The sequence below is a fragment of the Vibrio sp. HDW18 genome (assembly GCF_011306175.1).
In the GTDB taxonomy this organism is placed as follows: Bacteria; Pseudomonadota; Gammaproteobacteria; order Enterobacterales; family Vibrionaceae; genus Vibrio; species Vibrio chanodichtyis.
The window spans coordinates 385,652-398,389 of record NZ_CP049913.1 but is presented as its reverse complement, the minus strand read 5'-3'; the positions used below and the strand labels follow the sequence as shown (position 1 = coordinate 398,389).

At 46.6% G+C, this 12,738-nt stretch carries 7 protein-coding genes and 1 pseudogene; 3 read left to right on the top strand and 5 right to left on the bottom strand.

Annotated elements, in window-relative coordinates:
* Window positions 1-106 precede the first annotated feature (106 nt).
* The gene (gene nhaC, locus G7083_RS01810; RefSeq protein WP_166013308.1) at window positions 107-1,546 is read right to left on the bottom strand and encodes a Na+/H+ antiporter NhaC; all 1,440 of its coding nucleotides are present in this window, start codon (window positions 1,544-1,546) and stop codon (window positions 107-109) included.
* Window positions 1,547-1,967: 421 nt separating this feature from the next.
* On the opposite strand from nhaC, the gene asd reads away from it, so the two are divergent.
* Window positions 1,968-3,086, top strand: a complete 1,119-nt coding sequence (gene asd, locus G7083_RS01805; protein ID WP_166013307.1) for an aspartate-semialdehyde dehydrogenase — start codon at window positions 1,968-1,970, stop codon at window positions 3,084-3,086.
* A gap of 105 nt (window positions 3,087-3,191) precedes the next feature.
* Here asd and G7083_RS01800 read toward each other — a convergent pair whose 3' ends face one another.
* Both G7083_RS01800 and G7083_RS01795 read right to left on the bottom strand, forming a co-directional pair.
* Entirely contained in the window at window positions 3,192-3,833 is a 642-nt protein-coding gene (locus tag G7083_RS01800; RefSeq protein WP_166013306.1) for a YchE family NAAT transporter, read from the bottom strand.
* A gap of 398 nt (window positions 3,834-4,231) precedes the next feature.
* Window positions 4,232-4,441: a hypothetical protein gene (locus G7083_RS01795; protein ID WP_166013305.1), complete on the bottom strand. Its 210-nt coding sequence runs from the start codon at window positions 4,439-4,441 to the stop codon at window positions 4,232-4,234.
* Between the two features lie 147 nt (window positions 4,442-4,588).
* Between G7083_RS01795 and adhE the strand changes: the two genes are divergently transcribed.
* Window positions 4,589-7,276, top strand: coding sequence for a bifunctional acetaldehyde-CoA/alcohol dehydrogenase (adhE, locus tag G7083_RS01790; RefSeq protein ID WP_166013304.1), 2,688 nt, complete (start codon window positions 4,589-4,591; stop codon window positions 7,274-7,276).
* Between the two features lie 140 nt (window positions 7,277-7,416).
* On the opposite strand, the pseudogene G7083_RS01785 reads toward adhE, so the two are convergent.
* Window positions 7,417-7,852, bottom strand: a pseudogene (locus G7083_RS01785) (IS630 family transposase); the annotation flags it as partial.
* Between the two features lie 225 nt (window positions 7,853-8,077).
* Window positions 8,078-11,140, bottom strand: coding sequence for a ribonuclease E (gene rne, locus G7083_RS01780; protein ID WP_206212103.1), 3,063 nt, complete (start codon window positions 11,138-11,140; stop codon window positions 8,078-8,080).
* Window positions 11,141-11,747: 607 nt separating this feature from the next.
* On the opposite strand from rne, the gene rluC reads away from it, so the two are divergent.
* Entirely contained in the window at window positions 11,748-12,713 is a 966-nt protein-coding gene (gene rluC / locus G7083_RS01775; protein ID WP_166013302.1) for a 23S rRNA pseudouridine(955/2504/2580) synthase RluC, read from the top strand.
* The last annotated feature ends 25 nt before the right edge of the window (window positions 12,714-12,738 follow it).

Below are 12,738 nucleotides of genomic sequence, written 5' to 3'. Positions count from 1 at the left end.
ATTCGATCGACTGATATCGATAGTCGAATAGGTAAAAAAAGAGCGCTTGCAAAGCGCTCTTTTTTGTCATCCGTAAGGGTGATGCTTGTTTTGCAGCAAGGTCTCGTTACGCCGCCGTGGTCACTGTTTCAGGCGCATCAGTCGGTGACTGGTCCGCAGATGCTGTCGGCTCACATTTATCCACAAACCATCCGCAGTAAGAGGTCACGATCGTAACGATAATGCATACAAAGCTTAGCCACATAAATGGCGCGTAGGAGAGGGTAGCCACTCCCAAAATACTCGCCATATAGATACCATTATCACTCCAAGGCACCATCCCTGAAGTTAACGTGCCGCCGAACTCCGCATTACGAGAGAGGTTTTTGCGTTGGTAGCCAAGCCGATCATAGTTTTTGGCACAAATTTTAGGGGTCAGGATCAGCGAAACATACATTGCAGAACCGAATACGTTACCCATAAACGCAGTGCCAATCGTGCTGGTGGCCAATGAGCCGGCACTGGTTACGCGACGTTCAAACAGTTTCGCGATGGTTTCAAGTACACCTACTTTATCTAACAGACCGCCAAAACCGAGACCGAAGACAATCACCGCTACCGAGCCGAGCATGGATGACATGCCACCACGGTTGAGGATCGCATCAATAAAGCTTACGCCAGATTCGATATGGTAGGGAGCCCATGCGGTATTAAACGCCGCTAGGAAATCGACATCTTGGATCATCACCGCCCAAACAATACCGAGTAGTGAACCAAAACTGATCACTGGGAAAGAAGGCATGCGCATCGCAAGCAAACTTAGCACGATCAGTACGGGTACAAACGAATAAGGGGTGATGTAGAACTGTTGTTCCATCGCGACAATCACGCTCTCAACTTGAGACATATCAACATTGCCAGCGTAGTGGAAACCAAACAGCGTAAACAAAATACCTGTAATGATATAGCTGATCAGCGCAATCGGCAGCATGCCTTTGATGTGTTCCATCACTTCAACATTCGACATCGATGAAGCCAATATCACTGAATCGGAGAGTGGTGACATCTTATCGCCAAAGTAACAGCCAGACAGAACTGCACCTGCGGTAATTGGTGCTGGAATGCCAAGACCTTGACCGATCCCCATCATAGCGATACCTGCAGTACCGGCGGCGCCCCATGAGGTGCCGGTGGCCAGAGCAGTTAACGAGCAAATCACCATGGTCGCCAGTAAAAAAATCGAAGGGTGGATCGCTTGTAGGCCGTAATAAATAATGGTGGGTACAATGCCACCCGCAATCCAAGTACCGACTAGGGCACCGACCGCCAGTAGGATCAGGACTGCACCTAAACCATTGCCAATACCATTTAAGGCGGCGGCCTCTAATTCTTTATATTTATGACCTAAGCGGATGCCTAAGGTCATGACAATAAACCAGCCGATGTACAGCGCAAGCTGGATAGGTAAATCTAACTGCGCAGTAAATGAAAACGCGAGCAACAAAAATAAGCCAAGCGCAATGATCACTTGGGTTAAGCTTGGTAGGCGTTGTGGGGCTTGTAACATAGTAAGAGCCTCTTATCCAATCGTTAGTAAGGAGTCAGGGTGTCCTTATTGAGTCGGCGGGCACTTTACCGTAGTTAAAATAATATATCGACATTAAAGCTTCTTGTTGTGATTTATATCGTCCAGATGGTTAATTTGTGGTGTTTGCTGTTGTTATTTTGCGCCATTAATGAAAGTAAATGTTTTGTAGAGTGGTTTTATTGTGTAACAGTGAGTTATTTTTTTGTGAAAATTGACGTTAATGCTCTAATTTGACCAAAAATGCTTCTTTTAAGGCATCGAGTATCGAAAGTGCGATAAGTAGCAAGGACGGAGAGGAAAAAGTTCACTGATTTACTAAGAAACGCTTGAGATTTAAGACTGAACCACTTATAGATGGAGCCAGTAATTTGACATTCGATCTACACGGAGAGTATAGGAAATGAGAGTAGGTTTAGTAGGTTGGCGTGGCATGGTCGGCTCAGTTTTGATGCAACGCATGGTAGAAGAGCGCGATTTTGATCTGATTGAGCCCGTTTTTTTCAGCACATCGCAAATTGGTATCTCTGCACCAAATTTTGGTAAAGACGCAGGAATGCTACAAGATGCGTTTGATATTGAAAGTCTCAAGCAGCTTGATGCGATCATTACTTGCCAAGGTGGCAGCTATACCGAAAAAGTGTATCCAGCCTTGCGTCAAGCCGGTTGGAAAGGTTATTGGATTGATGCCGCTTCTACGTTGCGTATGGATAAAGAAGCAATCATTACCTTAGATCCGGTTAACCTAAAACAGATTTTGCATGGTATTGACCACGGCACCAAAACCTTTGTTGGTGGTAACTGTACCGTGAGCTTGATGCTAATGGCATTAGGTGGCTTATATGAACGCGGCTTAGTCGAGTGGATGAGTGCGATGACTTATCAAGCCGCTTCCGGTGCCGGTGCGCAAAATATGCGTGAATTAATTTCGCAGATGGGCGTGATTAATGATGCGGTTAGCTCTGAGCTCGCTAATCCGGCTAGCTCGATTTTGGATATTGATCAAAAAGTGGCCGATACTATGCGTTCGAGCGCTTTCCCGACCGATAATTTTGATGCGCCTTTGGCCGGATCGCTGATCCCTTGGATTGATGTTAAACGTGACAATGGCCAGAGCAAAGAAGAGTGGAAAGCGGGAGTTGAAGCCAACAAAATTCTTGGTTTACAACACGCTCCTGTACCGATTGACGGCACTTGCGTGCGCATTGGGGCGATGCGTTGCCATTCTCAGGCATTGACGATCAAACTCAAACAGAATGTTCCACTGGATGAAATTGAAGAGATGATTGCTACGCATAACGATTGGGTGAAAGTCATCGCCAATGAGCGTGATATCACCGCTCATGAGCTGACGCCAGCCAAAGTTACCGGTACGCTCTCTGTGCCGGTTGGTCGTTTACGTAAAATGAGCATGGGCGATGATTTCCTCAATGCTTTCACAGTGGGTGACCAATTACTGTGGGGCGCTGCTGAGCCACTGCGCCGTACGTTACGTATTATTTTGGCTGAAAAGGCGGCTTAACGGCGTGCCATATTTATCGCTGAAGACTAAAAAGCGCCGTTAGGCGCTTTTTTTATGACATTCTTTTTTCACGGAGGATTTGGCGCGAGGTAAGGATGGATCGGTTTATAATGCCAAGCCTGGGAATAAGTTACGTAATCCATTGGCGATAAACTCAACCCCCAGCGCACCTAGGATTAGGCCCATGATCCGGGTAATGACGTTGATCCCAGTCTGGCCAAGTAGTCTGACAATATAAGGAGCGGAGCGAAACAGTAACCAAGAGCAAAAACTAAACGCGACAATAGTCAAAATAATGCCGACCGTATCCAGCATGGTGGGATAGCGAGACCCATATACGATGGTTGAGCTGATCGCGCCTGGGCCAGCCATCAGCGGCATGGCAAGTGGTACCACCGCAATTTGCTCGCGGCTGATGTATTCCGATTTCTCTTGCTTATTTTGTTTATCTTCCCCGAGCTTACCGCTCATCATCGAAAAAGCGATGCTCATCAGCAGTAATCCACCCGCGATTCGGAAAGAATCAAGGGAAATACTAAAAAGATCCAACAGCATCTGGCCGGCGAGTAACGCAATGGTCAGGATAATCGCGACCGCAATATTGGCCGTGGCGGCGGTTTTATTTTTCTCTTCCAACGTCATATGACTGGTGAGAGAAACGAAAACGGGCATGATGCCAACCGGGTTTACCGCAGCAACTAAGCCAAGGAAAAATTGAAGAAAAATGGCAATTTCAAAGCTTTGCATGATGAAGTCTCTTAACCATCAAAGGGACGCTAAAGAAGCGTAGGTAATGTAAGTCAAAGATAGCAAAAGAACGAATGAAAAAAATTGGGTCTCCATCGCTTATTGGGTGAGAAAAACTAATTCATCATCGGCGATATTCCCTTCCTACTTGAAGAAGTCGCGGTGTTGGCTACGTTCATTCACCCCAATCACATAATTTTCCTATGCCCATGGGGACTCACTCAATTACCGCCTACCTGCAACACCAAGTTGTTTGGGTATATACAAGGCAGGCGACTTTAGTGTGCAATTTATGGTGCGAATGACTGTTGCGATACATTATCAGTTACAGATTTTTTGTAAAAAATCACTCGAGATCTGGTGGTTGTAGGCATAATCTCTATACTCTGACTAGCACGTCATCTCCCTCCAGGAGCCGGTGTTGGCGTATAAAAATGAAACTTTTTTACAGGATATGTAGTTTTTTTAGCGTATTCAATTTCAAGTGATATTTTTTGAGCAGATGATGATTTTGGCTTAACTTTATTTAATTCAATGTGTTGTGCTTGGTTTGTACGGGTGGCTACCCCTTGTGAGGTAATTAATTTTTCATAACTGATCTGAGTCAATTTTTTTCACAGTCTGAAATATTATACTCAGACGTGAAAGCAATTTACTAAGTTGGTTGTTCAGCTAACCCTTTGACATTAGCTGAAAACGCGCCATACAGACTTACTAAAGAGTTTTTAACATTTTTTTATTTTAGGAGATTCATTATGCCTGTTACTAATCTGGCTGAACTTGATGCTCTGGTTGCTCGCGTTAAAGCGGCACAAGCAGAATTTGCTACTTTCTCACAAGAACAAGTAGACAAAATTTTCCGCGCAGCATCATTGGCAGCAAACCAAGCGCGTATCCCGCTAGCACAAATGGCGGTAGAAGAATCGGGCATGGGTATTGTTGAAGATAAAGTAATCAAAAACCACTTTGCTTCTGAGTTTATCTACAACAAATACAAAGATGAAAAAACCTGTGGCATCTTAGAAGAAGATGACAACCTTGGTACCATGACCATCGCTGAGCCAGTAGGCATCATCTGTGGTATTGTTCCAACCACTAATCCAACTTCAACCGCAATCTTCAAATCACTGATTTCTCTGAAGACTCGTAACGGTATCATCTTCTCTCCACACCCACGTGCAAAAAATTCAACCAACGCAGCAGCGAAACTGGTTCTGGATGCAGCAATCGCAGCGGGTGCACCGAAAGATATCATCGGCTGGATCGATCAACCATCAGTTGAGTTATCTAACGCGCTAATGAAGCATGATGGCATTGCACTGATCCTTGCGACCGGTGGTCCAGGCATGGTGAAAGCAGCATACTCTTCTGGTAAACCAGCGATCGGTGTAGGTGCGGGTAACGTTCCTGTGGTTATCGATGAAACTGCAGATATCAAACGTGCGGTTGCCTCTATTCTGATGTCAAAAACTTTCGATAACGGTGTAGTGTGTGCTTCTGAGCAAGCGGCTATCGTTGTGAGCGAAGTGTACGAAGAAGTGAAAGAGCGTTTCGCAACACATAAAGCTCATGTATTAAGCAAAGCTGACGCTGACAAAGTGCGTAAAGTTCTGCTGATCGATGGTGCTCTGAACGCGAAAATCGTTGGTCAACCAGCAGCAGCTATCGCTGAAATGGCTGGCGTGAAAGTACCTGCTGATACTAAAGTACTGGTTGGTGAAGGTCTGGGTAAAGTCTCTTATGACGATGAATTCGCTCATGAAAAACTGTCTCCAACTCTAGGTCTATTCCGTGCTGACAACTTCGAAGACGCTGTTGCTCAAGCGGTAACTATGGTTGAAATCGGCGGTATCGGTCACACTTCAGGCCTGTACACAGATCAAGATGTAAACGCAGATCGTATTCGTTACTTCGGTGACAAACTGAAAACTGCCCGTATCCTGATCAACATCCCAACCACTCACGGTGGTATCGGTGACCTGTACAACTTCAACGTTGCACCGTCTCTGACTCTGGGGTGTGGTTCTTGGGGTGGTAACTCAATTTCTGAGAACGTAGGTCCTAAGCACCTAATCAACAAGAAAACTGTTGCGAAGCGAGCTGAAAACATGTTGTGGCACAAACTACCTAAGTCTATCTACTTCCGTCGTGGCAGCCTTCCAATCGCACTAAGCGATCTAGAAGGTAAAAAACGCGCATTCCTAGTAACAGACCGTTTCCTATTCAACAACGGTTATGCTGATGATGTGGTTGCCCTGCTGAAAGCGCAAGGTATGGAAGTGCAAACATTCTTCGAAGTAGAAGCGGATCCAACTCTATCTGTAGTAGAGAAAGGCGCTGCAGCTATGCAAAGCTTCCAACCAGATGTGATCCTAGCTCTAGGTGGTGGTTCACCAATGGATGCTGCGAAGATCATGTGGGTAATGTACGAGCACCCAGAAACGCATTTCGCAGAGCTAGCAATGCGCTTTATGGATATCCGTAAACGTATCTACAAGTTCCCGAAAATGGGTCAAAAAGCAGAATTGGTATGTATCACTACCACTTCAGGTACTGGTTCAGAAGTGACGCCATTTGCGGTTGTTACTGACGACAAAACTGGTGCTAAGTACCCACTGGCAGACTACGAACTGACTCCTCAAATGGCGATCGTAGATGCGAACCTAGTGATGAATATGCCTAAGTCGCTGACCGCTTTCGGTGGTTACGATGCAGTAACTCACGCGCTAGAAGCTTACGTATCTGTTCTTGCGAACGAATACTCAGATGGTCAGGCTCTGCAAGCACTTAAGATGCTGAAAGAATACCTACCTTCTAGCTACGCAAACGGCGCGAAAGATCCAATCGCTCGTGAAAAAGTACACAACGCAGCAACCATTGCAGGTATCGCATTTGCGAACGCGTTCCTAGGTGTATGTCACTCTATGGCGCACAAGATCGGTGCTGAGTTCCACTTACCACACGGTCTAGCTAACGCGCTATTGATTGCTAACGTGGTACGTTACAACGCGAACGACAACCCAACTAAACAAACTGCGTTCTCTCAATACGACCGCCCACAAGCTCGTCGTCGTTATGCAGAAGTGGCTGACCATTTAGGTCTGAGCCAAGCGGGCGACCGTACTGCACAGAAAATTGAGCGTCTGCTAGCTTGGTTGGATGAGCTGAAAGCAAACTTGGATATTCCAATGTCTATCCAAGCCGCTGGTGTAAACGAAGCTGATTTCCTTGCGAAAGTTGATGGATTAGCGGTTGAAGCGTTTGATGACCAATGTACTGGTGCAAACCCACGTTACCCACTGATCACTGAACTGAAAGAAGTTCTGTTGGCTTCTTTCTACGGTAAACCTTTCGTTGAAGGTCAAACTTTCGAAGGTACCACCGTTATCGTAAAGAAAGCGGATCAAGAAGCAGCGAAAGTAGCGCCAAAAGCAAAAAAATAATGTGATTGGTTTTCGCTAGCACGAAGCAAATCAACCCATATCAAACCCTCCTGATGGAGGGTTTTTTTATGGCGATTGATTGGCGTTAATCGACAAACAGCATACTGAGATAAGATGTTCAATTATACCAATCTGGAAAATTAACTGGTTAGCTCTATCCACCTTCTCGAACACATCTGTCTGACTCTGGCCGAGCATTCCAAAAAACTATTCCAAGCCCGACATGCTTTGGAGACAATGTCTTCGTAATCCGTAAAAGACTGGTTGGCTAGATAGATAGTGTTGTCTTAACCAACTCCATACTTGTTCTATTGGATTCAACTCAGGGGAATAGGGCGGGAGTTTGATGACACTGAGGTTCTGAAATTCATTGGCAATATCTTCTGTGTGCCAGCTTGCACCATCCATAATGACCACTGCGTGACGACCTTTTTCGGTCACCGCGGAGATCTGCCTAAGATGCTCAACCATAAGGTCCTTGTTAACCCAAGGAACGACCATCGCCTCGCCAATGCCTCTAGCGGGACAGACAGAACCAAACAGATACGCATATTCAAATTGTTGTTGCTTCACGGCTCAGAGACTTTATTTGTAGTGGTAAAAGTCGTTTGCCACCTACCTGCATCTTCAAGTTGTTTGGGTATATTTCATCGCACATCACTCTAACCCTCACTTGATGGTTTTAGTCAATCTCAAATACCACAGCATGGTGTGCGTAAATTACGGGGCTAAGATGCAAATATAAAAAATGCACATAAAAAAAGGGCTGCGAATGCAGCCCTTGTGGTCGGTGTTGGACAATTAGCTCAGTGGCTTTGTCATTGCGGCGCTTGCTTGACTACGCGCGGCTTGACTACCAGCACCACGTGCGGAATAGCGCTCAGCACGGAGTGGTGCTGGGTTAACCTGCACTTCACGGAGCTCATTTGAGCCGGATGCTTTAGTCATCGGTGACGAAGCGCTTGGCTGTTCAATCACGGCTTTCGCACTACGCGGTTGGTGGCTGGCCTTAGCAACTTTCACAACTTTTAATGGCTCAGTCGGCTGTTCGGTTACTGCTGCAGCTTCAACCACGGTTGGTGCCACCGCAGCAGGTGCCGCATCAATCGTAGCTGAAGATGAAACTTCGACCGCGATTGGTGTAGCCACTACGTCTTGCTCGCGAGTTGACACAACCGTTTCAGCTACTGTTTCAACGACAGGTTCTGCGATCACTACTGGCTGTTGTGCGATAGGGGTAGCGGATACCACCGGTTCGCGGCGTAGGATCACTTTACCCATACTCATTTCAGGGCAAGCAAAACCACCAAGAGTTGGTGCTGTTGCTACGGCTATATTTTGATCGACAATCACCGGATCCATTTGCTCTGCGGGTTGTTCAGTTACAGTTACAACATCATGGCGAGATTGTGGACGTGGCGCTAAATCATAACGCGGCATCACTTTACCCATCGCCATTTCTGGTGATGCAACACCACCTTTGCGCAGACGGAATGGGTTAGGGCGACGATCACGACCACGGCGACGGCGTTGACCACTTGCACGCAAGTGGCGTGGTGAGCGGCGATTGCGACGTTGTTTTTGATCATCTTGATTTGGGTCAGTAACGTCTTCTACTGCTGGCAGAGTATGCGATTCTGCAGCTTCAAGCGACTCACTAGTGCTCATTGCTGACAAAGGATCCAGCTCTTCATTCGCCACTTGATCTTTAACGCGGATCTGTTTTGGCAGTTTGCGACGCTGACGACGCTCTTTAACTACCGCTACTTTTTCTTCTTTTGGCTCTGCAACTTTGACTTCTTGCTGCGCTTCCGCGGCCAGTTGACGACCTTGCTCAAGCAGTTTAGCGCTCTTGCTGTCATCGCGTTTGTTACGGCGATCTTGTCGCTCTGCACGTTCGGTTTCTACGCGCTCATTACGCTCTGACTTTGGTTTGCGATCTTGTGGCTTGCGATTATGGTTGGTCGCCTCTTTCTCATTGCGCTCGCTGTTTTCCTCATTGGTGCGACGACGGTTTCTATCGCGAGGGTTACGACGACGGTCATTGTTACGCTCGTTGCGTTCACGGCGCGGTTTATCTTGCTGATTGTTGGTTGCCGCAGGTGTTGCTGCCGTTTCCACTGCTGGCGCTGCCGAGAACAGGTTCGCTAATGCGGTAAACAAACGGCTGAACAAGCCTGGCTGAGTCGGCGCTGCCGTTTTCGCAGGTTGTGGTTCAGCTTTGGCTTTTGGTGCTGGAGCGGGTATAGCTTCGTCAGGTGCTGCGAAGCCTTTTAGTACCGGCTCTTCAATGCGTTTTGGCTTAAGTTCGACATCTGGTGTCTCTTTGCCTTCAGCTTCTTTCATCGCTTCAAGCTTTTTCGGGATCAAGTAAGACAGGATGTCTTGCTCTTCACCGTCACGCACGCGGATCACGTCAAAGTGCGGGGTTTCCATTTCTGAATTCGGCACGATAGTGATACGGACATCTTGATTTTTCTCAATATGATTCACTGAGCGACGTTTTTCGTTCAACAAATAAGAAGCAATCGAGACCGGCACCACGGCAAGAACCTGCGAGGTATTGTCTTTCAGGGCTTCTTCTTCAATCAAACGCAGTACTGACAGTGCTAATGATTCATTATCACGAATCACACCGGTACCAGTACAACGAGGACAGATGTGGTGGCTAGCTTCGGCCAAAGATGGGCTTAGTCGCTGACGAGACATCTCCAATAAACCAAAGCGAGAAATACGGCCGATTTGTACACGAGCACGATCAACACGAACTGCTTCACGCAGACGGTTTTCAACTTCACGCTGATGGCGAACTGGAGTCATATCAATGAAATCGATTACCACCAGACCACCGAGGTCACGCAGTCGTAATTGACGTGCAATCTCTTCTGCGGCTTCCAAGTTGGTATTGAGCGCGGTCTCTTCAATATCGCCGCCTTTGGTCGCGCGAGCGGAGTTGATATCAATCGAGGTCAATGCTTCGGTTGGATCGATGACAATAGAGCCACCAGAAGGCAGACGAACTTCACGTTGGAACGCCGATTCAATCTGGCTTTCGATTTGGAAATGGCTAAACAGTGGCACTTCGCCTTCGTATTTTTTGACACGATTGACAAAGTCAGGGCGCACCAAGCGAATATGCTCAAGAGCACGTTCGTAGATGCTGGTGCTGTCGATCAGAATTTCACCGATATCACGGCGCAAGTAATCACGGATTGCACGTACAATCACGTTGCTTTCTTGATGGATCAGGAATGGCGCTGGGTTGGAATCAGAAGCCTGTTTAATCGCACTCCAGTGTTTAAGCAGTACGTTTAAGTCCCACTCCAGCTCTTCTGCACTTTTACCAACACCGGCGGTACGAACAATAAGGCCCATACCTTGTGGTAATTCCAGTGAACTGAGTGCCGATTTTAACTCGGTACGCTCATCACCTTCAATGCGACGAGAAATACCGCCCGCACGAGGGTTATTCGGCATCAGTACCAGATAGCTACCCGCCAGCGAAATAAAGGTGGTCAGAGCCGCGCCTTTACTACCGCGCTCCTCTTTTTCGATCTGTACGATCACTTCTTGGCCTTCGTTCAAAACATCTTTGATGTTAGGACGACCTTGGTAGCTATAACCGCTAGGGAAGTATTCACGCGCAATTTCTTTAAGAGGGAGGAAACCGTGTCGTTCAGCACCGTAGTCAACAAATGCAGCTTCAAGACTGGGTTCAATACGGGTAATGCGGCCTTTGTAGATATTGGCTTTTTTCGATTCGTGTCCTGGGCTTTCAATATCCAGATCGAACAGACGTTGGCCATCAACCAACGCGACACGCAACTCTTCTTTTTGAGTTGCGTTAATTAACATTCTCTTCATTTAAAAATCTCATGTTCTTATATAGTTTTGATTCTTGTTTTTGTTGCTGTGTTTCGTTTTCACGGTGCCAGATCCCATGGCTTTTTCGATACAGCCTCCCGGCTGGAGGGGATGCTCTAGGGCACATCAGTATTCACAAGCTAGCAATAGCCTGTAAACCGCAATAAAGGCGGAAAGTACTCAACATGAAAGGCGACGAGTAGAGCAACAAAAAGTCTCAAATTCGGTGTCTTACGCCATGTGCTGCACTCAATTTTTCAACTCACTACTCACTAACTTGCTAGAAATTGAACAGTAAATAACAAAATGCTACCAGTTCAGCTCTTGCAGCTGTGAACTATAGCAGTGACAGCTAAAGTCAGCAATCAGCTTTCCAAGCTAGTGTGAATTATTTGCGGGAGATTAAAAAAGAGTAGGGAATAACCTATTGTTCAATGCTGGAAATAAGCGTGAAAAATGACTTATCACTATCTCTACCAGTAATTTAACGCGTAATATTTGTGCCAATTTATTGAAATGGTGCTGCCATCGCGTGAAGATCTAATGAAAATAGTTTTTTGTTGCTAAGAAAATGTGATTTTAGCGTGATTCCAGATAGAATAACGCCATGAATGAAATTAGAACTCAAGTCCAGCTCATCGATATTGATGAAGATATGGCAGGTCAGCGCATTGATAATTTTTTGCGCAACCAATTAAAAAGCATCCCTAAAAGCGTAGTTTATCGCATTCTGCGTAAGGGTGAGGTGCGCGTGAATAAAAAGCGCGTTAAAGCGGAATACAAACTGGCTGCCGGCGATGTGGTGCGCGTGCCACCTGTCACGCTAGAAGTCAAAGAGAATCAGCCCACAGCACCGAATACCAAACTCAATAAAGTGGCAGAGTTAGAACACTGCATCGTTTATGAAGATGGACATTTGTTGATCCTCAATAAACCTTCGGGGACCGCGGTACACGGTGGCAGCGGTTTGCATTTTGGTGCGATTGAAGCATTACGTGCTTTACGTCCGCAAGCGCGTTTTCTTGAGCTGGTACACCGGATTGACCGTGACACTTCGGGAATTTTGCTAGTGGCCAAAAAGCGTTCTGCACTGCGTCATTTGCAAGCTCAGTTTCGCGAAAAAACGGTGCAGAAATACTACTATGCGCTAGTGATGGGGCGCTGGGATCCGGAGTGTCGGATCGTAAATGCGCCGTTACTAAAAAATGAAGTCAACAGTATCGTGCGTGTCAATCCAAACGGTAAACCTTCGGAAACGCGATTTCGCATTGTTGAGCAGTTTAGTGAAGCAACCTTAGTGCAAGCGAGTCCCGTAACTGGGCGCACGCACCAAATCCGTGTCCATACCCAATATATGGGGCATCCAATTGCGTGGGATGATCGCTATGGCGATCGCCGTTTTGATGCTTACACGGCCAAGTTTGGGATTGAACGGCTGTTCTTGCATGCGGCAAACATTCAGTTTGTCCATCCAGCCAGCGAGAAGAAGCTAGATATTCACGCGCCATTAACGGCAAACCTTGAGCAAGCGCTAAACCAACTGCGCCAAGCTCAATCATCGCAAGAGCTGTAAGGAATAACCGTAACTCATAAATTGA

What these genes read in the sequence shown, in the direction of transcription:
- nhaC (WP_166013308.1), bottom strand. Translation starts at nt 1,546, where the DNA reads ATGTTACAAGCCCCACAACGCCTACCAAGCTTAACCCAAGTGATCATT.
- asd (WP_166013307.1), top strand. Translation starts at nt 1,968, where the DNA reads ATGAGAGTAGGTTTAGTAGGTTGGCGTGGCATGGTCGGCTCAGTTTTG.
- G7083_RS01800 (WP_166013306.1), bottom strand. Translation starts at nt 3,833, where the DNA reads ATGCAAAGCTTTGAAATTGCCATTTTTCTTCAATTTTTCCTTGGCTTA.
- adhE (WP_166013304.1), top strand. Translation starts at nt 4,589, where the DNA reads ATGCCTGTTACTAATCTGGCTGAACTTGATGCTCTGGTTGCTCGCGTT.
- rne (WP_206212103.1), bottom strand. Translation starts at nt 11,140, where the DNA reads ATGAAGAGAATGTTAATTAACGCAACTCAAAAAGAAGAGTTGCGTGTC.
- rluC (WP_166013302.1), top strand. Translation starts at nt 11,748, where the DNA reads ATGAATGAAATTAGAACTCAAGTCCAGCTCATCGATATTGATGAAGAT.